This is a genomic window from Halopiger aswanensis (assembly GCF_003610195.1).
GTDB classification, from domain to species: Archaea; Halobacteriota; Halobacteria; order Halobacteriales; family Natrialbaceae; genus Halopiger; species Halopiger aswanensis.
In genome coordinates this window covers 1,424,169-1,449,366 of record NZ_RAPO01000001.1, presented here as the reverse complement: position 1 = coordinate 1,449,366, position 25,198 = coordinate 1,424,169, and the positions used below count along the sequence as shown (strand labels likewise).

Genomic DNA, 25,198 nt, shown 5'->3' with positions numbered 1-25,198 from the left:
TCGTTCCGTTCGGCGCCCATCGGGATCGTAACTGTGCGCTGCACCGCTTCCGATCAACAAAGGCGGCGTGAGCGACGGCTGATGCGACCGGCTCTATAGTACGCCGTGCGCTCGAGAAGGCCGTAAACTGCGGGCTTGCGAGAAGAAAACCGAATTTGGCGAACGAGCGGCGACCGCGAGTTCGCGCTCAATCCGACGCGCTTGCGACGCCGCCGGTACCGGCGGCGGTCGGCACCAACTCGAGGTAGTCGTCGAGATCGAGCGCGAACTCGCGGTCGTTGCCGGCTGCCGGCCGAATCCAGCGGAACTCGAACTCGGCGCCGTCTTCGTCGCCGCCGTCGGTCACCGTGTGGGTCCAGCGGTCGCGCGGCTCGTGGACGTTCGCGTGGAAGAAGTGGCGCACGTACCGCTTGGGCGGGGATTCGCGGCGCGTCCAGACGTCGGTCGAGAGGTGCTGGGCTGCGTTCAAGCTCGTGAGTCCGCTCTCCTCCATTACTTCGCGGAAGAGCGCCTCTCGAGGCGTCTCGCCGGACTCGAGGGTTCCCTTCGGGATCTGGAGGCCGTCGTGACCGGGGCCCTCGAAGACGAGGAGTTCGCCGGTCCCGCGCGTGATGTAGGCGCAGGCTTTCTGGACGTACGTAACGTCGGTCATGATACTACCTATCACACCGACCGCTCGTAAAAAGCTATCTCGGAGGGGCTTAAAAGAGATTAAGGGGATTTCCGGGACGGCTGGCGTCGATGCTGCCAGTAGCGTCTGGCCAGTTCAGTCCGAGGCAACCGCGATGCCCTCGTCCGACGCGGGCGAGTCGCCGTCGAGATAGGTAAACAGCGTCGCGAGCGCCGGACCGGAGACGTTGTGCCAGACGCTAAACAGCGCCGGGATCAGCGCGGCGCTGGCGCTGAAGTGGGCCGTGGCGAGGGCCACGGCGAGGCCGCTGTTCTGGAGGCCGACCTCGAACGCGCAAGCTCGCGCGCGATCCTCGGTCATCCCGGTCGCGTGCCCGACGGCGTAGCCGGAGCCGAGGCCGAGTCCGTTGTGGAGGATGACGGCGAGGAAGACGAGAGCGCCGGCGCCGAGGATCGTCTCGACGTTGAGGCCGACGACGGCCGCCACGATGGCGACGATCGCGACCACGCTGATCGCCGGGAAGATCGAGAGGCCGATCTCCGCGATTAGCGGCGCGTACCGATCGAGCAGGTAGCGCAGCACCAGCCCGCCGATGACCGGGAGCAGGACGACCTGCACGATCGTTTCGGACAGCTGCCCGAAGGTGACCGAGATCGACTCGCCGGCCAGCGCCACGACCCACGCGGGCATCACCAGCGGCGCGGCGATCGTCGTCACCGTCGTGATCGTCACCGACAGCGCGACGTCGCCCTTGCCGAGGTAGGTCATCACGTTCGAGGCGGTGCCGCCCGGCGCCGCGCCGACGAGGATCAGCCCGACGCCGATCTCCCAGGGGAGGCCGAGCGCGGCGACCAGCAGATAGGCGAACAGCGGCATCAGGAGCCACTGACTCATCGCGCCGATAGCCACGTCGCGCGGGCGCTCGAGGATCCGTCGGAAGTCCGCGGGCGTCAGCGTCAGCCCCATCCCGAGCATGATGATCCCCAGAAGCGGCGTGATGTAGGCCGCGATCGGAGTGAACGTCTCGGGGGTGTACAGCGCCAGCGGGGCGACGATCACCACCCAGAGGACGAAATACTTGCTCGTGAACTCGCCGAGTCGCTCGAGTGCCGCCTGCCAATTCATGCAGACAGTTGTCGGTCGCTATTCGGTATCAAGGCTGTGGCTTCCGCGTTCGCTCGCGTCGAGCGGCCGGTTCTCGAGACCGGTTTCAGGGCTGGGACGCGGGGCGGTCCGCTCGGGCCGTAAATAACAGGGTCAATTATTAATAATTCTTGGCGGCGAGTAGCGCCAATGGGCACGTTAAACGAGGAGATGGCTGACGTCCGGTCGGAGGTCGACGACGTTCGAACGCAACTCCGAGAGGAAGTTCCCGACTGTTTCGAGTTCGACGTCACGGTCGGGAACATCACGTACAACGCCAACAGCAACAGCGTCTCGGTCACCGTCGAGCCGAGTTCGCAAGCCCGCGAGCAGTTGTCCGAGCAACTCGGCGGCGTGAACGTCCGCACGGACGGAATGCTCGAGTTCGAGTTCCGATTGACCGAGTCGACTCGCGAGTAGCGGTTGTAGACCACGTTGGACCGTGACGAACCGGGGTGCGGCCGAAACACGATAGCTGCCCGAGCGACTCCGAATCGTTCTTGGGCCGTCGTTGCGCAATTCAGCTATGGCCGACGGTCGCCGCTCCCCTGATCGAGTGCTCCTCGGCGTGATCCTCGCCGTCGCCGTACTCCTGCCGGTCGCGGTGACGACCTTCGAGGTGAGCCCGTACCGCGTGACCGTCGGGACGGCCGTCGTCACAGCCTTGCTGTTGATCGGCGCCGTCGCCCTCCCGGCCTTGCTACTCGCGCGGTGGCAGGCGGCCGAGCAGTAAGCGGTCGACGCTCGAGTGCTGCCTGGTAGCGGACCAGCCGACGAAACCGACCGGCGAGACACCCGGTAACACTCGCGTCACCGCTCGAGACGGCAAGGCGGACGGACAACCGAACCCCTATCAACGCCGCGCGCAATACCTCGGAACATGACAAAGCGGTACGTCTCGCTCCCCGAGGAGGCGGAGGCGGGGATGCGCGAGTTCATCGACGAGGTCGATCGACGGCTCTCGAGCGACGAAGACACCTGTTCGGTCGTCGAGGACGTGCTGATCGACCTCTCGGGCGACCGCGAGGCCTACGAGCGCTGGCAGGACGGCGAGCCGGTCTCGCCGGCCGAGCGCGTCCGTCTACAGAGTTACGACCCCTGTAACACCACCCTCGAGAGCGAGTACTACGCTGAAAAGGACGAAGACGAGTTCCGGCGCTCGAAACACCTCCAGTGGCTCTGGCGGCAGTTCGACAGCCTGCCGATCGCGGATAACGTCGAGTTCGCGCTGCGATTCCGCCGGATGCTCGCGGATCACCTCTTCGAGGAGTGTGGCGACGACTGTCGCTTCTTCAAGGGGATCACGTTCACCTACGGCCACAACATTACCGTCGGCGACAACACCGTGATTCACGACGACGTTCACCTGGACGACCGCGGCAAATTGACGATCGGCGATCGAGTCTCCATTTCCGACGGCGTCCACGTTTACAGCCACGATCACGACGTCGTCGACCAGACCGAGGTCCGCAACTACCACACGATCGTCGAGGACGACGTTCGGCTCACCTACGACTCGATGGTCCGAGCCGGCAACAAAGTCGGCGAGAACGCTATCGTCGGCGCCCGCGGCGTCGTGCAACACGACATCCCCGCCCACCACATCGCCGTCGGCATGCCCGCCAAGAGCGTCAAGATCAAACCCGGCTGGGAGGACGTCGCCACGCCGATCGAGGAGGCCGGCGTCAACCGTCAGGCGGAGCGGCGCATCGAGTACGACCTGCCCGACGACCTCGAGGTCTTCGACGAGTTCCAGCGCGACCTTCAGCCGCCCCGATAAGTCCACGCGATCTGATTTTGTCTCCGCCCCGTCAGTCGGGGAATATCCAAGTAGGTTGAGAACGTATGTCACACCGATGGAGCTCTGGGGATGGCTCATCGGGTACGTGGTGCTGTTCGCCCTGTTGCACCTGTTACTGTACTACGTGTACGTCCGGCGTGGCGAGGACCGCTCGCTTTCGCCCTCGTTTGCCGGTCCGAATCGGGCCCCGTCCCAGTCGTCGCCCGGCCCCGAGCGGTATCCGCGGGCACCCGACGACGTCGAGGAGTCCGAGGAGTACGACGCGGATCGCGATCTCGAGGGCGAGACCATCCGATGTCCGCACTGCGGGGCGACGAACGCGGCCGACAGGACCTTTACGTACTGCTGGCGCTGCATTTCGGCGCTCCGACAGTGACGACACTCGAGTAACGATCAGTCACTAGTACCGTCACATCTACGCCATTGTCTTAGTTACTGCAATTTCTCCGCCACATTCGGGCAGTAACGAACGATTACGCTTTTTACCTCTCGGGAATTGTGTGCGAGCAGACGACCCGTTATGCACGGCAACACCTCCCCCGCAGCATCCACTCGCTCTCCAGCAGTGTACCGGGCAGTCCACGAGTTCGATGGGCCCGCGTCACTCACCACGACCGTCATCCACGCGCTGGCCGACTGCATGGGCGTGGATCCGACCGACGGCCGCATTTCGCTGTACGACGCCGTCGATCCCGACGCGCTGGATCGACTCTTCCGGCCGCGCCACGACGGGCGGCCCCGCTCGAGCGGCCAGCTCTCGTTCGTCGTCGACGACCACCGCGTGACGGTCCGCGCGGACGGCGAAATCCTGATCGAACCGCCGACGCCGCGGCGGTAATCGCTTCCTACGCTTCGTTTTCGTCGGTTTCAGTCGCGGCGTCGAACGGCAATCGGTCGCCAAAAACAGCGTCCAGCTACGCCAGCGCGTCCGTCAGCGGCTCGAGGTGGTCGATCCCGACGACGGCGACGACGTCGCCAGTTGCCTCGTCCGCGCGCAGCGCCTCGAGACGGTCGGTCATGCAGCGTTCGCGCGTCTCGTCCCGGTAGGCCAGCGCGCTGTCGTCCGTTTCGACGCTGCCCAGTAGCGCCTGGACGCCGGCGACGTGCGAGCGCTCGTGTTCGGCCTGCCGTTCGGGCGGATCGTCGTGGCTGCACTCGTACTCGACCGGATCGTCGCACGCGATGGTCATCGACGTCGCGTGCGTCAGCGTCGCGGCGACTCGACAGGTCAGCGCCTCGCGGGTCGCGCCGCCGAGGCTCGAGACGACCCGGCGAGCGGTCGAGGCCGGCACGCGGTCGGCGATCAACCGCGTTGCGAGCCGACGGCAGAACGACCAGTTCGGTGCGTCGATCCCGACGACGTCGGCCTCGGGTGCGGCCCGGATCGCCGCGCTCATCTCGCCGCCGAAGCGGGGCGGGTCGTGCGGGTCCGGGTCGGTGTCACCGTCGCCGTCGCGGGCGTACGTCCGGTACAGCGGCAGCGCCGCCGACGGCAACTCGAGCGCGACCGTTTCGGGGTCGACCGCCTCGAGAATGCGCTGGACGCGGCCGACGCTCGCGGGGTGGTCGTGAACGACGCCGAGGAGGTGGAGGTCACCGGCGGGGCCGGCTACGTGACGGTAAAACCGGTCGGTGACGCGGGGATCGTCGAGCGTGTCGGGGAGGGACGGGGACTCGTCCATCGATCGAGTGGTAATACGCGACTACCGGCATAACCCTTCTGTTGTCCCGCGGTACGCATCGCATAACGCCCCGTCGCCCCGGGCGATCCGAGTCGGCTCTTGCTGTCGGTTTCCCCGCCCGTCGCTCGAGCCCGCAAACTGGGAGTAACCGCTCAGTATCGGTGTACAACTGTTTCACCGGTTTATTGCACGTCCGCCCGTTCAGTGAATTGCCCCGCGGGCCCGCGAGCGGATAGTCGGCTCGATGGGCTCGGACGGGGTTCGGGAGTTCGGCGACTGCAATGACACGCGAGCGCGAGACGCTGACGAAAGCCGACGAGGGGAAACGCGTCTTGAATACTGACGGCACCGAGGTCGGTCGCCTCGTCGAAGTGCGCGACGGGCGCGGCTACGTCGAACCCGATCCGAGTTTCGTCGCGACGCTCAAGGCGAAACTCGGCTGGGGTGAGGCGAGCGCGGACGCCCATCCGCTCGATGCGGGAAGCATCGCGGAGATTACCGACGATGCGATCTACCTCCGCGGCACGCTCTGACCGAGCCACGGCTCGAGGGCCGTGGCACTGGGCCGCATCCTGTCTCCGGAGGCCGGTCGAAACGACCGTTCGTGGAACGAGCAGGAAGTTGGATCTCCCCGGAAAAACGAGCTTAGACGCCGGTCGAGTACCGCAGGATACCGGCGAAGCCGCCGAACGCGTTGTAGAGCTGTTCGCCCTTCTCGAAGTCCGTCGAGATGAACTTGGTCTCGGTACCGCGCTGTTCGGCGATCTCGATGAGGTGGTCGATGGCGTCCTCGCGGTCTTCCTCGCTCGCCTCGACCTCGGTACCGCAGTCGGTACAGGTGTGCTCCGGCGTCGCCTTCCGGCGGTCGATGACCTCGCGGTCGGTGTTGCCACACTCCGGACAGTCGTAGGTGACGACGTCCTTTCGCAGGTCCTCGCTGATCAGCAGCCGGTCGACCGCGCCCATCATCAGGTTCTGCCGGGTCTGCTCGAACCCGTAGGTGGCGAGATCGCCCCCGTTGAGTTCCTCGAAGAACTCCTCCATCTGCTGTTTGTCCTTCATCACCTCGGCGTCGGCCAGCGCGTCCTCCGCGTTGTCGACGAGGTCGTGAAGGCCGGATTCGTCGGTGTAAGCGACGTCGAACTTCCCGATCACGTTGTCCTGAATCTCGTGGTGAAGGTAGTCACCGTCGAGGAACTCGTCTTTCGTCGGCGACGGACCGCCGACGAGGATGCCGTCGAGTTCGTGGCGCTTGGGGACGAACAGGTCGTTTGCCATCCCGGCGACCTCCTGGTAGAAGTTGTCGATCGCCTCGAGGCGCAGGCGGGCGAATCGCTGGGCGGACTGGCCACCTTTGCGCTGCTTGCCGGGGACCAGCGAGGAGGCGGACTTGACGGGTTCGACGCGCTTGCCCTTCAGCCAGCCGACGTTGGCCTCGCGGCGGTCGAGGACGATCAGGCCGTACAGGCCCTTGTCCGCCAGCATCTCTTCGAGCGGTTCCGTCAGGAATTCGGAATCGCAGTGGTAGCGGAACGACTCGACGGGCTGGGGCGGACTCTCGAGGACCTTCGTGACCATCTCGGTGCGGCCGCCGCCGGAGTCGACGGCGCCGGAGAACAGCACCATGCCGTTCTCGGGCGGGAACGTATCGTAGTAGCGCAGTCGATCTTTGATGCTGGTCAGCGCGTCTTGGACGGCCGTTCGCGTCTGTTTGGACTTGATGTTGGCCGCTTCGCTGTGCTCTTGGGTGACGTGTTGCACGACGTCGCTGATCTGTCTGTCCTCCGGTACGTAGATCGTCACGAGCTGCGTTCCGGAGCCGTCGAAGTTCTTGAGATCCTCGAGCACCTTCCGGAACTCGTATTTTTTCCGGTCGGATTGCTCCTGCTCGCCCTCCTGGCTCATTATCGATACAAAACGGTGCTGCGGGTAAGAATCCTTTGACACGCCGGTATCCGTCGGTGACGGTCTCGATTATCGACCGATGGGCGACTGACGGCCAACCGATCATCGATCGAGTTCACGCCTCGTCTCGAGGTGACGATTTAAGGTGTTGCCGTTCCACAGTCCGGACAGTACTCGAGTATGTCTCAGGAGACGGTCTACGCCATCGCGAGTGGGAAGGGCGGCGTCGGGAAGACGACGACGACGGTAAATATCGGGACGGCGCTTGCGCAGGCGGGCAAGCGCGTCGCCGTCGTCGACGTCGATCTCGGCATGGCGAACCTCGCCGGGTTCGTGAGTCTCAACCCGGATTCGACGACGCTGCACGACGTGCTGGCTGGTGACGCCGATATCGAGGACGCCACGTATCGACTGGCAGATAACATCGTCGCGGTCCCGAGCGGGACCGGCTTGGACGAGTACGCCGAGGCCTCCCCCGAGGGGCTGGGCGACGTCGTCGCGGAGCTGCGCGCGGCCTACGACTACGTCTTCCTCGACGTCGGGGCCGGGATCAGCCACGAGACGGTCCTCCCGCTCGGGCTGGCCGACTCCGTGCTCGTCGTCTCGACGCCCGAGCCGGCCGCCGTGCAGGACTCGAAGAAGACGATCGAGCTGACCGCCCGCGCCGGCGGCGAAGTCGCCGGCCTCGTCGTCACGCGCACGCACCCCCACAGCGACATCTCCTACGAGGAGATCGCCTCGCGTCTCGAGATCCCGCTGCTGGGAACGATCCCCGAGGACAGCGCGGCTCGCGAGAGCGTCTACGCCGGCACGCCGCTGGTCGTCTACGAACCCGAGGGACCGGCGGCGATCGCCTACCGGACGCTCGCGGCGGATCTGGCGGGGATCGAACTGTCGGCCCCGTCGCCCGAGGCCGCGTCCGACGAGTGCGAGACCGAACCCGACGCCGAGGCGACGCCCACGCCGGGCGCTGCGGAGACCGACGCGGGTTCGGCCGCCGGCACAGCAGCCGACGCCGTCCCGTCCGACAATACGGACAACGACGCAGACGACCAAGGACGGGAAGCCGCACCCGACGACGTCTCGAGCGCGATCACCGAGGCCGAATCCGATAACTGAAACTGAGGCACCCGGCCTCGCCGTCGGCGATCGCCCACGCCGACCGATTCCGAACGCCGCGAACCGCCGATGGTGGCGACCCACTAACGGGCGGTAGGCACCGCCTGGACAGCCGATACGCGGCTCGAAACGGGGCTTTCTGTCGACCGCGGAGACTACGTCGAATCCGATACCCTCTCGAGTGGCAGAATGTACTCGTTACTAACCAGTATCTTTTCGTACTGATTCCTCACACCGGAATATCTCCTCTTTCATGCCCTGTAAGGCGGGATTCGCTCTCGACGGAACGGCTTCGGTATCCTCGTTTCACGGCTGAACTGGTACGAGCTAATTACTAATCCCCTAGTCTCTCGACCGCTCGACCATGGAGCGACGAAAGATCCTCCTCGGAAGTGGAGCCGCACTCGCAACCGTCCTCGCGGGCTGTTCCAGTTCCGAAACTGGCGAAGAGGAGCCCGAAAACGACGACGAAGAATCGTTCGGTAACGACAATGATTCCAACACCGACTCCGGAAACGGCAACGGAAACGGTGACGGCAACGGCGACGATTCCGACGACGAGCACGACGACGTGCCCGGCGTCGAGAACGACCAGATCCAGGTCGCCGACGACACCGTGACGATCACGTCGATCGAGAAAGACGGCGACAAGCTCGACATCGTCGCCCGCACAGACACTACCGACATCGAAGAACTGAAGAAGGTGTTCGCGTCGTTCGCGGACGACCTCGACGGCGCGATCGAAGATATCGAGCGGTTCATCGACGAGATCAGCTCGATCGAGTGGATCCTCGAGCACGAGGGCAGCCGCGTGCTCGCGGTGTACATCGACGTCGAGTGGGTCGTCAGCTACATCGAGGGCGAACTCTCGGACGAGGAGTTCGCGAACAAGGTCGTCGAGACGAAGGAGTAAGGCGATTCCGCGACGCGTTCGGCGGCCCGCACGGATTTTTCTTCGGCGCTTGACGGTGAGCCGACGGCTCGTGCAGCGGCAGCGACCGTGACCGACGCCTACGCCTACATCGACCGCGGTGCCTCGACGCCTAAGATGTCGAGCGCGTTGGCGATCGTGTGCTTCGAGGCGGCCACGAGCGCGAGTCGCGCGTCCCTGACTGCGGGGTCGACATCGTCGGCCAACACGGGACACTCGCGGTAGAAGGCGTTGAACCGGTCCGCGAACTCGCGCGTGTAGGTCGCGATTTGGTGCGGTTCGAGGTCGTCCGCGGCCTCGTCGACGACCGCGGGGAACCGAGCGATCGTCTCGAGCAGGTCGCGCTCGGCGTCGGTTTCGAGCAGGTCGGCGTCGAGCGTCTCGAGGTCGATCGCTTGATCGGCGAGGTCGGTCTCGGGATCGAGCCCGGCCTCCTCCAAAATACCGCAGGTACGCGCGTGCACGTACTGGACGTAGGGCGCGGACTGGGCCTCGAAGTCTAACGCGCGGTCCCACTCGAAGGTGATCGCCTTCGTCGGCTGCTTCGAGACGATGTCGTAGCGGACCGCGCCGATGCCGACCTGGTGGGCGATGCGCTCGATGTCCTCGTCGTCAAGGTCGTCGTCGCGGATGCGGTCGTCCAGCCGGTCCTCGACCTCCTGGCGGGCGCGGTCGATCGCCTCGTCGAGCAGGTCGTCCAGGTCGACGCCGGTGCCCCGGCGCGTCGACATCTTCCCCTCGGGGAGGTTGACGTAGGAGTAGAGTACCTGCTCGAGCTGGTCGGTGTCGTTGTCCAGCAGCTCGAGGGTCGTGTTCAGCTGGCGGGCCTGAAGCTTGTGGTCCTCGCCCAGCACCGTCACCGCGCGGTCGTAGGTGTCGAACTTCCACTCGTGGTGGGCCAGGTCGCGGGTCGCATAGAGGGAGGTGCCGTCGGAGCGCAGGAAGACGAGGTTCTTGTCGATGCCGTGGGCCTCGAGGTCGAGTTGCCAGGCGTCCTCCTCGTAGACGGCCTCGTCGAGTTCCTTGAGGCGGGCGACGAGGTCGTCGGTGTCGCCGTTGCGCATGAAGCGCGTCTCCTTGACGAACTCGTCGAACTCGGCGGGCAGGCGCTCGAGGCAGGCTGTCATGCCCGAGAGGACCTGATCGACGACCTCGCTGACCCGCTCGTAGGTCTCGTCGTCGCCTTCTTCGAGTCCCTGCATGATCGACTCGATCTCGGCTTCGGCTTCCTCGACCTCCTCGTCGGGGCCGTCCTCGAGGAACGCGTTGCCCTTGCGGTAGTAGCGCACGAGGTCGTACTCGATGCGGTCGCGCTCGGGGTCCGACTCGAGGTCGTCCTCGTCGAAGGTCTCGTAGGCCCACGTGAAGACGGCCATCTGGCGGCCGGCGTCGTTAACGTAGTAGTGGCGTTCGACGTCGTAGCCGGCGTAGTCGAGCAAATTCGCGACGGCGTCGCCGATGATCGGATTCCGCGCGCGGCCGACGTGGACCGGGCCGGTCGGGTTGGCGCTGGTGTGTTCGACGACGACCGACTCCTCCCGATCCGCGAGCGCGCCGTAGGCCTCGTCGGTGGCCGTCTCGAGCGTCGCGGCGAGGTAGGCGTCGCTGGGCAGGAAGTTGAGGTAGGGGCCCTGCGTCTGGATCTCGGCGACGTAGGTCAGGTCGTCGGCGTCGATCTCGTCTGCAATCCGAGCGGCGACCTGGGGCGGCGCTTGGCCGGCCTCGCCGGCGAGTCGGAAGGCGACGCTCGAGGCGAGCACGCTCTCGACGTCTTCCGGCGGTTCTTCGAGCCCGAGATCGTCGGTGGGAAACTCGAGCGCCGAGAGCGCCCCCTCGAGGGCGTCCTCGACCTCGTCGCGTAGGGAGAGGAACATACCCGCCCGTATTCAGGGCGACAGTAAAGGAATGTCGGGTTCGTTTCGCCTATCGGCAGGACGAGGGCTCGAGCGATTCCCGGCCGACCGTCACCGATCCCGGTCGCGCCGATCCAGATCAGTCGGTCGACGGCTCCGGAAAGGGAAGGTCACGCTCGCGGTCGGCTTCGGGGTCCGGCTCCGCGTCGGTCGCACCGCCTGCACCGCCGGCCCCGCTCGCTCCCGGCGTATCGGTCCGCTCGGCCTCGATCTTCTCGATCAGGAGATCGACCGCCATCTGGTTCGCCCCCTCCGGAATGATCACGTCCGCGTTCTTTTTCGTCGGCTCGACGAACTGCTCGTGCATCGGCTTGACCGTCTCCAGGTACTGGTCCATGACTCCCTCGAGGTCGCGGCCCCGGTCGACGACGTCGCGCTCGATGCGCCGCAGGATGCGGACGTCGGCGTCGGTCATGACGTACACCCGCAGGTCCAGCATCTCGATGATCTCCTCGTCGTACAGCGAGAAAATCCCCTCGAGGACGATCACGTCCGTCGGCTCGACGGTGACGCGCTCGTCCTTGCGGTTGTGGATCTCGAAGTCGTACTGAGGCATCTCGACGGGCTGGCCCATCAGCAACTGGTTCAGGTGTTCGCGCAGCAGTTCCCACTCGAAGGCGTCGGGGTGGTCGTAGTTGACCTCCTTGCGCTCCTCGAACTCGAGGTGCGAGAGGTCTTCGTAGTAGTTGTCCAGCGGAATGCGGGTCACGGCCTCGCCGACGGTGTCCGCGACGGTCCGCGCGACCGTCGTCTTTCCGGCTCCCGTCCCCCCGGCGATCCCGATGACGAACGACGGGATACTCATCGTTCGATGCTGGGTGGGAGCGCTCATTAATCCCCTGATATTGATTTCGGCCCCGATTCCGGCGGCAGTCGCGGCGAGCCGCTCACTCGAACAACATCGCGGCCGCCCGGAACCGCGCCTCGTGGACCGGTCGGAACCGCTCGTCCGCGGCGTCGAAGGCCGACGGCGTCCAGAACCGCGCGTCAGCCGCGTCGCTACCGGCTCGGGGCTCGCCCGTCGTCTCGGCGCGGTCGACGACGTAGTAGGTCATCAGGACGTGTTTGTCCGCCCGCGGCGGGAGCGCCGCCGCGTCGAACACCCGGAGGGCGTCCGGGTCGACCGAGACGCCGGTCTCCTCCTCGAGTTCGCGGGCGGCGCCGACGTGGGGCTGCTCGCCGGTTTCGATGTGGCCGCCGGGAATCGTCCACTCGCCGACGCCGGGCGGCACGCCGCGTTCGACGCAGAGGACCGCGGGTTCGTCCCCCGTGCGGTCGACGACTGCGACGCCCGCGCAGGGGACCGGATTGTGCCAGATCACCTCGCCGCAGCCCGGACAGCGCTTGCGCTCGCGGCCGTCGAGTGCGATCGTCTCGAGGGCGTCGCCGCAGTAGGGACAGTACGCGGGTGGCCGACGAACCATCTGGTCGATAGTTCGGCACCGACGTATCAAAAGCTGCCGTTCTCGGCGGTCGTTGCTGCCGCAGGTTACAGCGTCTTCAGGCCGCTTCCGGTCAGCGGCACGACAACATCGTCGTCCGCCTCGAGGACGCCCGCCTCCCGGTACTGCTCTAAGGCCGCCGGGGCGGCCGCGCTCGTCGGTTCGACGTAGAAGCCGTTGCGGTGGAGGCGATCCAGCGTCGCCTCGATCGGATCCGCGCCGAGCGCGATGGCGTCGCCGTCGGTCTCGCGGATCGCCTCGAGGAGCTCGTCCATTCGAGCGGGGGCGGCGATCTGGATGCCGTCGGCGATCGCGCTGCCCGGCTCGCCGTCGGCGGCCGCGTCGTCGTCCGTCTCGAGGCCGAACCCTTCCTCGGCGAGCGCGTCGACGATCGGCGTGTAGCCGGTCGCCTGGGCGCCGAGCAGTCGGGGCATCTCGTCCGTAATGCCGGCGTCCCGAAGCAGCGAAAAGCCCCGGTAGGCGCCGAGGAAGAGCGTGCCGTGGCCGATCGGGAGGACGACGGCGTCGGGGACGGTCCACTCCCGCTGGGCGGCGATCTCGAACGCGATCGTCATCGTCCCCGCGTAGAAGGCGGGGTTCCAGGCGTGGCTGGCGTACCAGCCCTGGCCGGACTGGTGCGGTGCGCCGGCGACGTCCGCGGTGTCGCCCTCGACCGCCTCGATGCAGGCGTCGGTCACGTCCTGGCGCGTTCCCTCGATCCGCACCGGCCGGGCGTCGGCCCGCTGGATCGTCATCAGCTTCGACTGCTTGACGTCGGCGGGGACGTAGATGTCCGCCTCGAGGCCCGCGCGGGCCGCGTAGGTCGCGATGGCGGCGCCGGCGTTGCCCGAGGAGTCCTCGATGACCTTCTCGACGCCGAGTTCCACCGCTCGGGAGAGCGTCGTCGTCGCGCCCCGGTCCTTAAAGGAGCCGGTGGGGAAGACGTACTCGAGTTTGAACTGGGCGTCCCACTCGGATTCGGGCGCGTCGACCAGCGGCGTAAAGCCCTCGTGGAAGGTGACGTGGCGCTCGATCGGGAGGAACTCGAAGAAGGTCCACAGGCCGCGGCTGGTGTCCAGTTGCGAGAGCGGCAGCGGATCGCCCTGGGGCAGCGGCTGGTCGGCGAACTCGAGGGCGTGGCCGCAGGCGCAGCGCCAGGGTTCGTCGGGACCGGCCTCGTACGTGCGACCGCAGTCGGGGCAGGTGAGGTCGGCGGGCATATCAGTAGGAGTCGATGTCGGTCCCGACCGAGCAGATGTACTCGCCGGAGGCCACTTGGGGTAGTCGGCGGGTGCGCCAGAGGATCCCGTCGCTGTCGGCGGTCACCGTCGCCTTCGTCTCTCCGAAGGCCGTCGTCACCTCGAACAGCGTTTCGCCGCGGGCGACGCGATCGCCCAGCTCCTTCTTGAAATCGACGAGGCCGCCGTTCGGCGCGCCGTACTGTTCGAACCCGTTGGCGCGGGTCTGGCGCTCGAGGTCGTGACTCTCCGCGAGAAAGTCGTAGTACCGGAGCACGTTGAAGACGCCCTCGACGCCCTTCTGAATGCTCGTCTCGTCCCAGCCGACGGTCCCGCCGAGTTCGGGATCGATCGTCGGAATCCCCTCGTCGGGGGCGGCCCGGGCGAGTTGGCCGTCCGGCCCCTTCTGGTCGAGGACGTAGCCGCAGCCGAAGGCCTTCGCGAGTTCCAGACAGTCCTCGTAGAGCCGGTGGCGCTTGCCACAGCGAACGCGGACCTCGTCGATCATCCGGCTGGTCGAACCCTGGTGGAGGTCCAGAATGATGTCCGCGCGGGTCGCGGCGGCGAAGGTCGCGGCGGCGATCCGCTCGCTCGAGGTGCCGTTCTCGTTGCCCGGATACGCGCGGTTCATCTTCGTGTCGTCGATCGGGTTCCGGTGCTCGGCGACCTGGAACGCGTGGTAGTTGACGATCCCGACGATCAGGATCGTCCCGGAAATCTCGGCGGGATCGAGTCGCGGCACAACGCGCTGGATAACCCCGATCCCGTTGAGTTCGTCGCCGTCGCTGACCGCCTGCATGTAGAGCGTCTTGCCCGGCGAGGCGCCGTTGACCACGGCAACGGGGAGACCGAACGAACTGCCGTCTCGAGTTTCGCCAACCTCGAGCCGGCCCGTATCGATCTCGCCGGGGTCCGCGCTCGCCGTTCCGAGCGTCGTCGTCATGTCATCCACGACGGACCGGTCGGCCTTTATTGGTTCGGTGTTTCCCGGACGGAGACGCCGTCGGGCCTCGATTGTGCGGGTGTGGCGTCCGGTGACGTCAACGCGGCTGACTCACAGGAACGGCCGGTAGTAGTACGGACTCACGAACCCCTCGATTGCGCCCGCAACGGCAAGCAGGATGCCGATTCCGACGAGCACCCAGAACGCACGCTCGAGGCGATCCGCGAACGTCGCTCGCCGCATCCGGCCCTGCAGGGTTCGCCAGCCGTCGACGCCCACCGACACCCCGAGCGCGCCGGCGATCAGAATCGCCGGAATCTCGATGACCCCGTGGGGGACGACGAACGCGAGCAACTCGAGGGGAGCGACCTCGAGGCGCGCGGTGATGCCCAGCGCGAGCCCGTTGAACAGCACGGAGACGACGGCGGGGACGACGAACGCGACCCCGCTGTAGACCGTCGTGATCGCGACCAGCCAGTTGTTCCCGAAGAACTCCAGGGCGGCCGCCGGCGGAACGTGCCCCTCGAGGCGGCTGGCGATCGATGTCTCGATCACGCCGGCGTACGGATCGGCGGCGTACCAGCCGGCCGCGAACGAGCCGAGGCCGACGGCGAGGACGAGCGCGTGGGTCCCGGGCGTCGACCGGACGAACGCGACCATCTCTGCCCAGCCGCGGCGCAGTCCGTCGCCGACCTGCGACTGCAGCGACCGGTCCGGACTCGTCGGCGGCCGCAGCCGCCCGCGGTAGGTGCCGTACAGCGAGGTCTTCAGCAGGTCGAGCGCCGGGAACAGGAGGACGATCCCGAGCAGGGAAGGGAACACGACGATCTCGACAAGCGCGAGCACGCCGGACAGCGCCGAGAATCCGAGGAACACCCCGAGCGAAAGGACGTAGTACGCCAGCGCGCCGCCGGGATACGCTCGCACGAACGACGCCGTCCGCGAGAGCGAGGCGAAGACGCCGACGTCGTCGACGACGACCGCGACCGGCGCGAACGCGAACAGCGCGCGGACGGCGGCGAGGGCCACGATCAGTAGAAGCCCGACCAGCAGGCCGACGAGGATCCCGACCGCGCCGACTCCCGCCGCGGAGAGGCCGCCGGCGGCGATCACGACCGCGATTCCGCCGCCGAGCAGGAGGACGGCCCACAGCAGGAACTCGAGGAGGTAGAGTCCCAGAAACCGCAGCCAGTGGCGGCGCGCCCCCGCGAAGCCGGCGTCGACGCCGCGCTCGTCGCGCAGCCGTGCGTAGCTGGCGGCCAACTGGCCCGCAGTAACGTACGGCGACACCACGGCGGCAAGGAGAATCACTAGAAGCACCGTGACGAGACCGATCGCGAGCATCGTCGGCGTCAGTACCTGCTCGAAGACCGGGACGAGTCCCTCGGCCCACCGATCGAACGCGTCGGGGTTCGTCTGGGGATCCGGCGGCGACTCCAGATCGGCCAGTTCCGTTTGCACCGTCGCGAGTCGGCCGGACGTCCGAAGGTGGAGGTAGCCGACGAGGGCGGCGAAAAACGGGACGACCCGGATGATCGCCGGCACGGCGGCGCCGAGCAAGTACAGCGGCAGGAGATCGCCGGGGCGGCGCCGGAGGACGGCGACGACGGCGGCGAGGTGGTCGGACAGAGCCATGCACCCGCTTCGATCCCGTGTCAGTTAAACGGACCTATCGGTGCGTGAACGCGTCACTGTCCTCCAGCCGTCTCCCGTCCCCTGCTCCTGAATCCCGTGGCACCTGCGCGCCGACGCTTAGGGCGCTCGAGCGCGTACGTCGGCTATGGTCACCACGCTCGCCGCCGACCGCCTCGCGGAACTGCAGGACGAGGGCGACGACTTCGTCCTCGTCGATACGCGCCCCGCGGACAGCTACGACTCGTGGCACGTGCCGGGCGCGGTCCACTTCCCCTTCGGCCCCGAGGAGGAACTCGAGGGCGACGGAAACGAGGGCGGCGACGGGGACGCCAACGGCCGACTCGAGGAATTCCGACAGACCGTCGGCGACGCCGAGCGCGTCATCACCATCTGCGCGAAGGGCATCTCGTCGGGCAACCTGGCGACGCAACTCGAGTCGGCGACCGACGAGTACGACGTCCACACCGTCGACGGCGGGATGAAGGGCTGGAGCGGCGTCTACGACACCGTCGAGGTAGACGTCGGCGATCCGGGACTGACGCTCCTGCAACTCCAGCGCCGCGCGAAGGGCTGTTTCGGCTACGTCGTCGGCTGCACAGAAACGGGCGAGGCCGTCGCCGTCGACCCGACCGACGACGTCGACGAGTTCGAGGTCGCGGCCGAGGAAGCCGGGCTCACGATCGTCGGCGTCATCGACACGCACGTCCACGCCGACCACATCTCCGGCGGGCGCGACCTCGCCGAGAGCCTCGCGGTGCCCTACTACCTCGGTGAACGGGCCGACGAACGCGAGGTTGAATACGAGTACACGCCCCTCGAGCGCAACGAGGTGCTCGCGGTCGGCGATCGCGAACTGAAGGCGCTGTTCGCGCCGGGCCACACCAGCGAGATGATCAATCTGCTGGTCGACGACGCGGCGCTGTTGACCGCCGATACGCTGCACGTCGCCTCGACCGGGCGGACGGAACTCGAGTTTAGCGACGATGAGGGGGAAGAGGGCGCCCGAATGCTCTACGAGACGCTCCACCGAACGATCCTCGCCGAACCCGAAGGCCTCGCCGTGCTGCCGGGTCACGTCGCGGTCACGGACGACGGCGAGTTCGAGCACGGGTCGCCCGGCGAACCGATCGCGACGACGATCCGCGACGCGCGGGCCGAGATCGACCTGCTCGGCCTCGCGGAAGACGAATTCGTCGAGCGGATGGCCGACGCCGGCGAGAAGCCCTCGAACTACGAGGAGATCATCGACATCAATCGCGGGCGCACGGCGGCGCCGCCCGAGGACCGCACCGAACTCGAGTTGGGGCCGAACAACTGCTCGGCGTGATCGGCGGCGTCTGCACTCGTCGACTGCGGACCGTCGAGAATGAGCAGCGAGACCTGCTTCACGCGAAAGGCCGGGAAATCACCCGGCCGGTCCGCGTTCCCTGGTTGATGGTGGCGTAATCCGCATCGTGACAGGAGCGTAACTACTCCTGCAGTCAAACCGACGACGGTGCCCCGTATAACGTCTTTTCATGGACGAGTGAGTGTTCCGAACCCGGATACGATGGGCGGGGACGAACCGACGGCGCGACGCGCGGCGGCCGCCGCTCAGAACGGGTACTCTCGCTTTTCGTGTTGGACCGAGATCCACTTCTTCTCGGTGACCTCGTCCATGATTTCGGTGCTGTTGTAGGTCCCGACGCCGGAGGCTTTCGTCCCGCTGAACGTGACGTGAGCCTCGTCGTTGATCGGCTGGTCGTTGACGTGGACGTTGCCGGTGTCCATCCGCTCGGCGAGCTGCATACCCGTGCCGATATCGCCCGCGTGAACCGAGCCCGAGAGGCCGTACTCCGTCGCGTCGTGCATCTCGATCGCCTCGTCGATATCGGAGAACGGAATCACGGGTGCGATCGGTCCGAAGTGCTCGTTACAGGCCGCAGCCATATCGTTGGTCGCGTCCGAGATGACCGTCGGCGCCACCAGCAGCGAGTCGTCCACACCGTCCATCGGCACCGTCTCGCCGCCAGTCTCGAGCGTCGCTCCCTGGTCGATCGTCTCCTCGACGTACTCGAGCATCTCGTCGCGCTGGGACTCGTCGATGATCGGGGCGACGACGGTGTCCTCGTCGTGGGCGCTCCCGGTTGGAAGGGACTCTGCGCGCTCGGTCAGGCGCTCGACGTACTCGTCGTAGACGTCCTCGTGGACGAGGTGGCGGTTGATCGAGATGCAGACCTGGCCCTGGTGGACGAACGAGCCGAAGACGGCCGAGTCGACCGCCGCCTCGAGGTCGGCGTCGGCGGTGACGATGTGGGCGTTGTTGCCGCCGAGTTCCAACGCCAGTTCCGAGAGGTTCTCGCCCGCCGTGGCCGCGACACCGCGGCCGACCGGCGTCGACCCGGTGAAGGCGACGAGGTCGCTCTCGGGGTGGCCGACGACGGCGTCGCCGATGTCCGAGCCGTGGCCGGTGACGACGTTGAGCACGCCGTCGGGGAGTCCGGCCTCCTCGTACAGCTTCGCCATGAGCAGCCCGCCGGTGATCGGCGTGTTCGTCGCGGGTTTGAGAACGACGGCGTTGCCGGTGGCGATCGCCGGCGCGATGGCTCGCCCCGAGAGGTTCAGCGGGAAGTTCCACGGCGAGATGACGGTGATGATCCCCTGCGGTTCGCGCCGGACGAAGTTCTCCTTGCCCGGCACGTTCGAGGTGATCTGCTCGCCCTTCATCCGGCGCGGGAACGTCGCCGCCTCCGCTGCTTGGTCGGAAGCGATACTGACCGATGTCTCGCCCATGATCGGCCCGCCGCCCGCCTCGTGGGCCAGCAGGTCCGTAATCTCGTCCTCGTACTCGCCGAGCAACTGCGCGAACTGCTGGGCGACCTGCTCGCGTTCGACCGGCGGGGCCTCCTGCCACTCCCGCTGGGCGTCGGCGGCGGCCTCGTAGGCGGCCTCGACGTCCCCCTCGGTCGCCGCGGGGACGCGCGCGATCTCCTCGCGCGTCGACGGATCCTCGACGGCGATCTCCTCGTCGCGTTCGGACGCGGTCCACTCGCCGTCGATATACAGGCTGTTCCAATCGGCCTCGATCGAGAGCTCCGGTGTCATCGCCCGCGGTACACGACTCTCGCGGAAAAGGAATCGGCCGGCTTCCGCTGACAGTTCCCTGCGGCTGAACGAGCCCGGTACGCTATCGTCCGTTCGCTTCGAGAGGCGCTCGAGTCCGGTGTCATCGATTCGCTACCGAGGCAAGGTCGGGGGTAGGACCTACCGTCTCGCCGACGGCGCCGCTTCGCGTCGGTCCTCGGATCGAGCGTCCTGCAGCCGAATGCTGACGCAGGTTCCGTCGAAGCGGCCGGGATCGACCGCGACGGTCCCGTTGGAACTGCGAACGATCCAGCGGACGAGCCACAGCCCCATCCCGCTGCTGTGGGTCAGCGGGGTCTCCGCGTCTGCCGTAAGAACCTCCCGTTCCGCCTCGGGGAGGCCCGGCCCGTTGTCGGCGATTCGAACGGTGACCGTGCGCCGGTGTGGCCCGGACGCCGTCGTCACCGTGACGTCGATCCGCGGAGTCGCCGCGGTGTTGTGCTCGATCGCGTTCTCGAGAACGTTATCGAACGCGTAGGGCAGCAGTTCGTGCGCGCCGACGGCCACCGAGCCGGGAAGCTGCACGCTGATGTCGGCCTCCGGGTGTTCCGTCTGCAGGCGGTCGAGGCGCTCGCGTAACAGGTCCGTCAGTTCGATCGTCGCGAGGTCGGTGCCGTCGCCCTGTAACTGCTCGATTCGACGGGCCGCCTCGCTCAGTTCGACGATGTTGTCGAGCCGCGCGTCGATCACATCGACGTGTTCGGTTTCCGCCTCGAGGTCGGCCGCCAGCATCTCGAGGTGCCCCTGGATCAGCGTCACGTCGTTGCGGATGTTGTGGCGCAATACTCGGTTGAGAACGGCCAGCCGCTGCTCGCGCTGTTTCTGCTCGGTGATGTCACTGACGACGAACGTGGCGCCCTCGAACTCGAACTCATTGCCCCGGTTGCCGAGCGGCGCCGCCCAGAGCCGAACGTCACGAACCGAGCCGTCCCTGTGCCGGTGGCGGGTTTCGATCCCGGCGAGGTGCTCGCCTTCGCGGAGTCGCTCGAGAAATGCGGCGGTCTCGTCGGGTGACTCCGCCAGAGTTCGGGGATACGAGCGATCGATGATCTCCGACTCGTCCCAGCCGAACGTTCGGGTCGCGCCGTCGTTCCACAGCCGGATTGAGCCGTCCGGTTCGACGGCGAAGATGGCCGCCGGCGCAGCGTCGACGACCGTTGCGAACCGATCGAAGAGAGATTCGACTGCGGTCGCGAGCACCTCGATCTCCTCGCGGGTCTCGAGCCGGCGGTCGACGACCGCGATGAGTTCCGAGAGGAGATCCTGCGCGAGTTCGTCGCGATCCGTCGCCGCGTTGGACCGGTAGACGTCCAGCAACAGTTGTTTGGCCTCCGTATGCCCCTCGTCCTCGAGCACCCGAAACAGCGCGCCGACGAACTGCTCGATATACTCCCCCATTTAGGCTCGCCTAGACATCGTCGAAACTTAAATCGTTCTGCCGATTGTCACGTACGCCGCTGCTTCGTCGCACAGCGCGGTCCGTTTGGCCGGGGTCGGTGTCTGACGGTGACTGCTCGCCGATCAACGAGTGAGTTTCCGACGAGACGAAGATTAGCGCGCGTACGTCTCGAGGCGCTCGATCCGGCCGTCCGAGACCGCGAAGAAGTCGGCGAACTCGAACAGGACGCGGTCGTCGTCGTCGTTGTCGCTGGCGTCCGTCGCGGCCTCGAGTACCCGTCCGCGAGCGGCGACGGTCCGGTCGTCCGCGACGATATCGATCACCTCGTGCGTCGTGTTCGGATTCGGTCGCTTCTCGCGCATGAACTGGACGAACGACGCGCGGTCGTCGAACGTTCGGTCGGGTCGTCGCTGGACGAAATCGGGTGCGAGAATCTCGGCGAGAGCGTCGTAGTCGTGGTCGTCGAGCCCGTCGTAGTAGCGGCGGACGAGGGCACCTGCGTCCGTGTTCGCCTTTGTCGCCGAATCACCGTCCGCGTCCGAGTCCGAATCCATACCCGACGTTTCGTCGCGACTCCCAAAAGGCTGTGATATGACCGATTCGTTACAGTAGCTGCGTTCAGGGAACGCTTACACGACCGCGTGTTGTCCGTTGGCGTATGGCAACAGCAGACGATGCCGACACGGACGACTTTCGCGAGGTCGTCGCGCTCGAGGACCTCGCGGAATCGGGGCGCGAACTGGTGAGTCTCGAGGGGACGCCGATCGCCGTCTTCTACCACGAGGGCGAGGTGCGCGCGGTGAACAACCGCTGTCCGCACATGGGGTTTCCGCTGGTCGAGGGCACCGTCGACGACGGTATCCTCACCTGCCACTGGCACCACGCGCGGTTCGAACTCTCCTGTGGCGACACGTTCGATCCGTGGGCCGACGACGTCCCCACCTACCCCGTCGAGGTCCGGGACGGCACCGTCTACGTGAACCCGACCCCGCCTCGGGACCTGCCGCCCGACGAGCACTGGACCCGGCGCTTAGAGACCGGCCTCGAGGAAAACCTGCGACTCGTCGTCGCGAAATCGACGATCGGGCTGCTCGACGCGGCCGTCGACTACCGCGAGCCGGTGGCCCGAACCCTCGAGTTCGGCACGCAGTACCGCGACTCGGGCTGGGGTTCCGGGTTGACCATTCTCGGTTGCACGGCGAACGTAATCGATGACCTCGAGCCCGAAGATCGAAAGCGGGCGCTCTACACCGGCGTCCGCCACGTCGCGGACGACTGCGCCGGCGAACCGCCGAACTTCGACCAGCCGTCGTTTTCGACCCGCGACGTCGCGTTCGACCGCCTGAAGTCGTGGTTCCGCGACTGCGTCGAGGTGCGCGACGCCGACGGTGCCGAGCGCTGTCTCCGCACCGCCGTCGCCGCCGATCGGTCGGACGCCGACCTCGCCGAACTGGTCGTCGCCGCCGCGACCGACCACCCCTACCTCTCGAGCGGGCACGTCCTCGATTTCGCGAACACGGCGTTCGAAACGCTCGAGCACGCGGACGGACACAGGGGCGACGAGCAGACCCTCCGGGGCGACGCCCTCGCGAGCCTCGTCGACCCGCTCGTGACCGCTTCCCGAAGCGACGAGCAGTCGTCCTGGCGGCGGCCGATCGACCTCGTCGCGCTGCTCGAGGACGTCTACGGGGGCGACGTCTCGGATACGAGCGGTCTCGAGGCGCTCGCGAGTTCGGGCGACGGTGTGAACTCGGATTCACCGTGGTCACCGCCCGCGAACTTTCAGGAGACGCTGCTCGGCGACGACCCCGAGGCGATCGTGGACGCGCTGGCCGACGCCGTCCGGGCGGGGGCGACGACCGAGGCGCTCGCGACGGAGGTCGCCCACGCCGCAGCGACGCGGGTCGCCCAGTTCGGCACGGCCAACGAGTTCAGCGACTGGAACACGGTTCACCACACTTTCACGTACGCCAACGCCGTCTGCGGGTTCGCGCGCCGAACCGACGCCCTCGAGACCTACCGCGGGGTCTTCGACGCCGCGATCAACGTCTACCTCGACCGGTTCCTCAACACGCCGCCCGCGCCGATCCCGGACCCCGGCGAGAACGAAACCGGACGCGACCCCGACGCCGTTCTCGAGGATCTGCTCGAGACGTTCGACGCGGAAGGCGAGGTGAACGAGGCCGGTCGCCTGATCGGGGAGTTCTTCGACTGCGGCGGCGACCCGGCGGCGCTGAAGCGCACGCTCGGGCACGGGTTGTTACGCGAGGACGCCGGCTTCCACACGCTGCAGAACCTCGAGGCGGCGTTCCGCCAGTTCGATCTCGCGTCCGAGCGAGCGACTGCCGGCGGGAACGGCACCGGCGAGGGGGCGGAGGCGTCAGCGAACGAGCCGAATCTCGAGCGGCGTCGCCGCGTGCCGCTGATCGCGACCGCGCGCTACATGGCGGCTCACTTCCCGACGCGCCGGGAAGCCGAACAGACGTTTTCGATCGCGTCGCGGCTCAACCGCGGCGAGGCGATTCACGACGACTGATCGGGGGACGCCCGCGAGCGCCGGCAGCCGGTCCGTCGGGCTTTTCTCCCCGCTGTGCGTACGATCAGGCGTGGAACTGGAGTGTCACGTCTACTATGAGGGCGACGACGACCCCGCAAAGTGCACCGCCCGTCGCCTCGAGAAGTTCGACGAGGCGACCCTCTACCGGTCGATGGGCCAGGTGCCCTACGGCGTCGTCCTCAACCCCCACGCCGATCAGGCGCTCTCACCGGCCGACGCCGAGGAGGGGCTCGGCACGCTGGTCGCGCTCGACTGCTCGTGGGAGTCCGCCGAAGCGGCTTCCTTCCGCATGAACGGCGTCCACCGCGCGCTGCCGTTCCTCGTGGCCGCGAACCCGGTCAACTACGGGCGGCCGTTTCAACTCACGACCGTCGAGGCGCTGGCCGGCGCCTGCTGCATCTTCGGCGAGCGGGACCGCGCCGAGGACCTCCTCGAGCCGTTCCGCTGGGGCCAGACCTTTCTCGACCTCAACGAGGAACCGCTGCGGCGGTACAGTGCGTGTGCCGACTCGAGCGAGGTCGTCGCCGTGCAGGACGACTATCTAGCCGACGAGGGCGAGGGCGAGGAGTAATCAAAGCGGAACGCGCCAACCACAGCGGTTAAATGCACCACGGCCGAACGCAGCGACATGCCAAGTTTCGACGCTGCCGAGAAACGAACGCTCGAGAAGATGATCTGCATGCGCTGTAACGCTCGCAACCCGAAGCGAGCCGACAGCTGCCGGAAGTGCGGCTACGAGAAGCTCCGCCCCAAGGCGAAGGAACCCCGCGCGGCATAATCGGGCGTCTCGGTTCGTCTTCTTTCCGTTTCAGCGCCGCTCGAGTTGCGACGCCGTCTCTGACCCCACCTTTTCCGCTCGGGTCTGACTCACTTTTTCCGCTCGGGTTCGCTCCCGGCGTCGCTCACCGCTCGCGCAAAAATCTGGACCAAAAAGCCGGAGACTCGCCCCGTCGTGGCTCGTCTCCGGACCGGCCACTCATTCGTCGGGGTACTTCGGCTCTCGCTTCTCGGCCCGCTCGAGCGCCGTCTCGACGACGTCCCGAACGTCCCCGTGGAAGACGCCGCCGTGGCCCGCGTACATGTGCTCGACGCCGTCGGGCATGCGCTCGAGCAGCGCCTCGATGCTCTCGATGAGCCGCTCGCGGGACTGGCCCGCCATGTCGGTGCGGCCGAAGCTCCCGTAGTCGAAGGCGCCGTCGTCGTGGACGACCACGTCGCCGGAGAACAGCGACGATTCGGAGACGAACGAAACGTGATCGTCGGCGTGGCCGGGCGTGTAGACCACGTCGAACGCCTCGTCGCCGATGTGGACCGTGTCGCCGTCCTCGAGCGCGCGGTCGCGCAGCGGGTGGTCGCCGTAGGCGTACACCGTCGGATCGAAGGCCTCGACGACGGTCTCGAGTTGCTCGACGTGGTCGCCGTGCTGGTGGGTGAGTACGATGGCGTCGAGCACGTCGGTGTGCTCGCTGATCTCGTCGACGACGCCGTCCCAGGCGCCGGCGTCGACAAGCGTCGGCGCCTCGCCGAGCGCGAGAAAGGCGTTACACGTGAACGTCTCCGCGGGTTCGGTGACGTGGTGAACGTCCATGTGCGTCACGTCGTCGGGAATCGACAAAATCCTGGCGTCGTTCGGGTAGCAGCGACTTGGTGTCGCCCGCCCCCGTCTCCGTCAGCGGGTGGATCCCACACTCGAACTTGACCGTCGGATCGTTTCACTTTCCGCGAAATTGAAACAT

26 protein-coding genes are annotated in these 25,198 nt (G+C 66.9%); 12 read left to right on the top strand and 14 right to left on the bottom strand.

The features are described from left to right. Nucleotides 1-187: 187 nt before the first annotated feature. Together ATJ93_RS06975 and ATJ93_RS06970 are read right to left on the bottom strand one after the other, a co-directional pair. Nucleotides 188-652: an NUDIX hydrolase gene (locus ATJ93_RS06975; protein ID WP_120243854.1), complete on the bottom strand. Its 465-nt coding sequence runs from the start codon at nt 650-652 to the stop codon at nt 188-190. 114 nt (nt 653-766) lie between these two features. After that, entirely contained in the window at nt 767-1,756 is a 990-nt protein-coding gene (locus ATJ93_RS06970; protein WP_120243853.1) for a bile acid:sodium symporter family protein, read from the bottom strand. A gap of 168 nt (nt 1,757-1,924) precedes the next feature. Between ATJ93_RS06970 and ATJ93_RS06965 the strand changes: the two genes are divergently transcribed. The 5 genes from ATJ93_RS06965 to ATJ93_RS06945 all read left to right on the top strand — a co-directional run bounded on the left by ATJ93_RS06965 (nt 1,925) and on the right by ATJ93_RS06945 (nt 4,413). Beyond that, nucleotides 1,925-2,194, top strand: a complete 270-nt coding sequence (locus tag ATJ93_RS06965; protein ID WP_120243852.1) for a hypothetical protein — start codon at nt 1,925-1,927, stop codon at nt 2,192-2,194. 106 nt (nt 2,195-2,300) lie between these two features. Further along, the gene (locus ATJ93_RS06960; protein ID WP_120243851.1) at nt 2,301-2,507 is read left to right on the top strand and encodes a hypothetical protein; all 207 of its coding nucleotides are present in this window, start codon (nt 2,301-2,303) and stop codon (nt 2,505-2,507) included. Nucleotides 2,508-2,654: 147 nt separating this feature from the next. After that, the gene (locus tag ATJ93_RS06955) at nt 2,655-3,554 is read left to right on the top strand and encodes an acyltransferase (protein WP_120243850.1); all 900 of its coding nucleotides are present in this window, start codon (nt 2,655-2,657) and stop codon (nt 3,552-3,554) included. Between the two features lie 76 nt (nt 3,555-3,630). Continuing rightward, on the top strand, nt 3,631-3,951 hold the full coding sequence (locus ATJ93_RS06950) for a DUF7577 domain-containing protein (protein ID WP_120243849.1): 321 nt from the start codon (nt 3,631-3,633) through the stop codon (nt 3,949-3,951). 144 nt (nt 3,952-4,095) lie between these two features. Next, complete coding sequence (locus ATJ93_RS06945; protein ID WP_120243848.1) at nt 4,096-4,413, top strand: HalOD1 output domain-containing protein; 318 nt, start codon at nt 4,096-4,098, stop codon at nt 4,411-4,413. 76 nt (nt 4,414-4,489) lie between these two features. Here ATJ93_RS06945 and ATJ93_RS06940 read toward each other — a convergent pair whose 3' ends face one another. Next, nucleotides 4,490-5,257: a hypothetical protein gene (locus ATJ93_RS06940; RefSeq protein WP_120243847.1), complete on the bottom strand. Its 768-nt coding sequence runs from the start codon at nt 5,255-5,257 to the stop codon at nt 4,490-4,492. 281 nt (nt 5,258-5,538) lie between these two features. Here ATJ93_RS06940 and ATJ93_RS06935 point away from each other — a divergent pair, with 281 nt between their 5' ends. Beyond that, nucleotides 5,539-5,790, top strand: a complete 252-nt coding sequence (locus ATJ93_RS06935) for a PRC-barrel domain containing protein (protein WP_120243846.1) — start codon at nt 5,539-5,541, stop codon at nt 5,788-5,790. A gap of 112 nt (nt 5,791-5,902) precedes the next feature. Here the strand turns inward: ATJ93_RS06935 and prf1 are convergent, their stop codons facing one another. Further along, complete coding sequence (gene prf1, locus ATJ93_RS06930) at nt 5,903-7,162, bottom strand: peptide chain release factor aRF-1 (RefSeq protein ID WP_120243845.1); 1,260 nt, start codon at nt 7,160-7,162, stop codon at nt 5,903-5,905. A gap of 180 nt (nt 7,163-7,342) precedes the next feature. On the opposite strand from prf1, the gene minD reads away from it, so the two are divergent. After that, nucleotides 7,343-8,281, top strand: a complete 939-nt coding sequence (minD, locus tag ATJ93_RS06925; RefSeq protein WP_120243844.1) for a MinD/ParA family ATP-binding protein — start codon at nt 7,343-7,345, stop codon at nt 8,279-8,281. A gap of 364 nt (nt 8,282-8,645) precedes the next feature. Beyond that, on the top strand, nt 8,646-9,194 hold the full coding sequence (locus tag ATJ93_RS06920) for a hypothetical protein (protein ID WP_120243843.1): 549 nt from the start codon (nt 8,646-8,648) through the stop codon (nt 9,192-9,194). Between the two features lie 104 nt (nt 9,195-9,298). Here the strand turns inward: ATJ93_RS06920 and argS are convergent, their stop codons facing one another. The 6 genes from argS to ATJ93_RS06890 form a co-directional block, all read right to left on the bottom strand. Continuing rightward, complete coding sequence (gene argS, locus ATJ93_RS06915; protein WP_120243842.1) at nt 9,299-11,086, bottom strand: arginine--tRNA ligase; 1,788 nt, start codon at nt 11,084-11,086, stop codon at nt 9,299-9,301. Nucleotides 11,087-11,204: 118 nt separating this feature from the next. After that, nucleotides 11,205-11,930: a uridine kinase gene (udk, locus tag ATJ93_RS06910; protein ID WP_120243841.1), complete on the bottom strand. Its 726-nt coding sequence runs from the start codon at nt 11,928-11,930 to the stop codon at nt 11,205-11,207. A gap of 82 nt (nt 11,931-12,012) precedes the next feature. Then, nucleotides 12,013-12,549, bottom strand: coding sequence for an NUDIX domain-containing protein (locus tag ATJ93_RS06905; RefSeq protein WP_120243840.1), 537 nt, complete (start codon nt 12,547-12,549; stop codon nt 12,013-12,015). A gap of 65 nt (nt 12,550-12,614) precedes the next feature. After that, a complete protein-coding gene (locus ATJ93_RS06900; RefSeq protein WP_120243839.1) occupies nt 12,615-13,787 on the bottom strand; it encodes a pyridoxal-phosphate dependent enzyme in 1,173 nt (390 codons plus the stop codon). A 1-nt stretch (nt 13,788) separates the two neighbouring features. After that, nucleotides 13,789-14,748, bottom strand: a complete 960-nt coding sequence (locus ATJ93_RS06895; RefSeq protein ID WP_120243838.1) for a succinylglutamate desuccinylase/aspartoacylase family protein — start codon at nt 14,746-14,748, stop codon at nt 13,789-13,791. A gap of 111 nt (nt 14,749-14,859) precedes the next feature. Further along, entirely contained in the window at nt 14,860-16,383 is a 1,524-nt protein-coding gene (locus tag ATJ93_RS06890; protein ID WP_120243837.1) for a stage II sporulation protein M, read from the bottom strand. 145 nt (nt 16,384-16,528) lie between these two features. On the opposite strand from ATJ93_RS06890, the gene ATJ93_RS06885 reads away from it, so the two are divergent. Next, complete coding sequence (locus tag ATJ93_RS06885; RefSeq protein ID WP_120243836.1) at nt 16,529-17,710, top strand: MBL fold metallo-hydrolase; 1,182 nt, start codon at nt 16,529-16,531, stop codon at nt 17,708-17,710. 266 nt (nt 17,711-17,976) lie between these two features. Here the strand turns inward: ATJ93_RS06885 and ATJ93_RS06880 are convergent, their stop codons facing one another. The 3 genes from ATJ93_RS06880 to ATJ93_RS06870 form a co-directional block, all read right to left on the bottom strand. Beyond that, nucleotides 17,977-19,467, bottom strand: a complete 1,491-nt coding sequence (locus ATJ93_RS06880; RefSeq protein WP_120243835.1) for an aldehyde dehydrogenase family protein — start codon at nt 19,465-19,467, stop codon at nt 17,977-17,979. A 159-nt stretch (nt 19,468-19,626) separates the two neighbouring features. Then, the gene (locus ATJ93_RS06875; protein WP_120243834.1) at nt 19,627-20,904 is read right to left on the bottom strand and encodes a PAS domain S-box protein; all 1,278 of its coding nucleotides are present in this window, start codon (nt 20,902-20,904) and stop codon (nt 19,627-19,629) included. Between the two features lie 153 nt (nt 20,905-21,057). Continuing rightward, nucleotides 21,058-21,459 (bottom strand): nuclear transport factor 2 family protein, encoded by a 402-nt coding sequence (locus tag ATJ93_RS06870; protein ID WP_120243833.1) that lies wholly within the window; start codon nt 21,457-21,459, stop codon nt 21,058-21,060. A 104-nt stretch (nt 21,460-21,563) separates the two neighbouring features. Between ATJ93_RS06870 and ATJ93_RS06865 the strand changes: the two genes are divergently transcribed. From ATJ93_RS06865 to ATJ93_RS06855, 3 genes are all read left to right on the top strand, one after another. Continuing rightward, entirely contained in the window at nt 21,564-23,441 is a 1,878-nt protein-coding gene (locus tag ATJ93_RS06865) for a Rieske (2Fe-2S) protein (RefSeq protein WP_120243832.1), read from the top strand. A 76-nt stretch (nt 23,442-23,517) separates the two neighbouring features. Further along, nucleotides 23,518-24,033: a DUF367 family protein gene (locus tag ATJ93_RS06860; protein ID WP_120243956.1), complete on the top strand. Its 516-nt coding sequence runs from the start codon at nt 23,518-23,520 to the stop codon at nt 24,031-24,033. Nucleotides 24,034-24,090: 57 nt separating this feature from the next. Further along, nucleotides 24,091-24,240 (top strand): 50S ribosomal protein L40e, encoded by a 150-nt coding sequence (locus ATJ93_RS06855; RefSeq protein WP_120243831.1) that lies wholly within the window; start codon nt 24,091-24,093, stop codon nt 24,238-24,240. Nucleotides 24,241-24,438: 198 nt separating this feature from the next. Here ATJ93_RS06855 and ATJ93_RS06850 read toward each other — a convergent pair whose 3' ends face one another. After that, nucleotides 24,439-25,050, bottom strand: coding sequence for an MBL fold metallo-hydrolase (locus ATJ93_RS06850; protein ID WP_120243955.1), 612 nt, complete (start codon nt 25,048-25,050; stop codon nt 24,439-24,441). Nucleotides 25,051-25,198 lie beyond the last annotated feature (148 nt).

Coding starts and splice junctions, on each gene's coding strand:
- ATJ93_RS06975 (WP_120243854.1), bottom strand. CDS start 652: ATGACCGACGTTACGTACGTCCAGAAAGCCTGCGCCTACATCACGCGC.
- ATJ93_RS06970 (WP_120243853.1), bottom strand. CDS start 1,756: ATGAATTGGCAGGCGGCACTCGAGCGACTCGGCGAGTTCACGAGCAAG.
- ATJ93_RS06965 (WP_120243852.1), top strand. CDS start 1,925: ATGGGCACGTTAAACGAGGAGATGGCTGACGTCCGGTCGGAGGTCGAC.
- ATJ93_RS06960 (WP_120243851.1), top strand. CDS start 2,301: ATGGCCGACGGTCGCCGCTCCCCTGATCGAGTGCTCCTCGGCGTGATC.
- ATJ93_RS06955 (WP_120243850.1), top strand. CDS start 2,655: ATGACAAAGCGGTACGTCTCGCTCCCCGAGGAGGCGGAGGCGGGGATG.
- ATJ93_RS06950 (WP_120243849.1), top strand. CDS start 3,631: ATGGAGCTCTGGGGATGGCTCATCGGGTACGTGGTGCTGTTCGCCCTG.
- ATJ93_RS06945 (WP_120243848.1), top strand. CDS start 4,096: ATGCACGGCAACACCTCCCCCGCAGCATCCACTCGCTCTCCAGCAGTG.
- ATJ93_RS06940 (WP_120243847.1), bottom strand. CDS start 5,257: ATGGACGAGTCCCCGTCCCTCCCCGACACGCTCGACGATCCCCGCGTC.
- ATJ93_RS06935 (WP_120243846.1), top strand. CDS start 5,539: ATGACACGCGAGCGCGAGACGCTGACGAAAGCCGACGAGGGGAAACGC.
- prf1 (WP_120243845.1), bottom strand. CDS start 7,162: ATGAGCCAGGAGGGCGAGCAGGAGCAATCCGACCGGAAAAAATACGAG.
- minD (WP_120243844.1), top strand. CDS start 7,343: ATGTCTCAGGAGACGGTCTACGCCATCGCGAGTGGGAAGGGCGGCGTC.
- ATJ93_RS06920 (WP_120243843.1), top strand. CDS start 8,646: ATGGAGCGACGAAAGATCCTCCTCGGAAGTGGAGCCGCACTCGCAACC.
- argS (WP_120243842.1), bottom strand. CDS start 11,086: ATGTTCCTCTCCCTACGCGACGAGGTCGAGGACGCCCTCGAGGGGGCG.
- udk (WP_120243841.1), bottom strand. CDS start 11,930: ATGAGTATCCCGTCGTTCGTCATCGGGATCGCCGGGGGGACGGGAGCC.
- ATJ93_RS06905 (WP_120243840.1), bottom strand. CDS start 12,549: ATGGTTCGTCGGCCACCCGCGTACTGTCCCTACTGCGGCGACGCCCTC.
- ATJ93_RS06900 (WP_120243839.1), bottom strand. CDS start 13,787: ATGCCCGCCGACCTCACCTGCCCCGACTGCGGTCGCACGTACGAGGCC.
- ATJ93_RS06895 (WP_120243838.1), bottom strand. CDS start 14,748: ATGACGACGACGCTCGGAACGGCGAGCGCGGACCCCGGCGAGATCGAT.
- ATJ93_RS06890 (WP_120243837.1), bottom strand. CDS start 16,383: ATGGCTCTGTCCGACCACCTCGCCGCCGTCGTCGCCGTCCTCCGGCGC.
- ATJ93_RS06885 (WP_120243836.1), top strand. CDS start 16,529: ATGGTCACCACGCTCGCCGCCGACCGCCTCGCGGAACTGCAGGACGAG.
- ATJ93_RS06880 (WP_120243835.1), bottom strand. CDS start 19,467: ATGACACCGGAGCTCTCGATCGAGGCCGATTGGAACAGCCTGTATATC.
- ATJ93_RS06875 (WP_120243834.1), bottom strand. CDS start 20,904: ATGGGGGAGTATATCGAGCAGTTCGTCGGCGCGCTGTTTCGGGTGCTC.
- ATJ93_RS06870 (WP_120243833.1), bottom strand. CDS start 21,459: ATGGATTCGGACTCGGACGCGGACGGTGATTCGGCGACAAAGGCGAAC.
- ATJ93_RS06865 (WP_120243832.1), top strand. CDS start 21,564: ATGGCAACAGCAGACGATGCCGACACGGACGACTTTCGCGAGGTCGTC.
- ATJ93_RS06855 (WP_120243831.1), top strand. CDS start 24,091: ATGCCAAGTTTCGACGCTGCCGAGAAACGAACGCTCGAGAAGATGATC.
- ATJ93_RS06850 (WP_120243955.1), bottom strand. CDS start 25,050: ATGGACGTTCACCACGTCACCGAACCCGCGGAGACGTTCACGTGTAAC.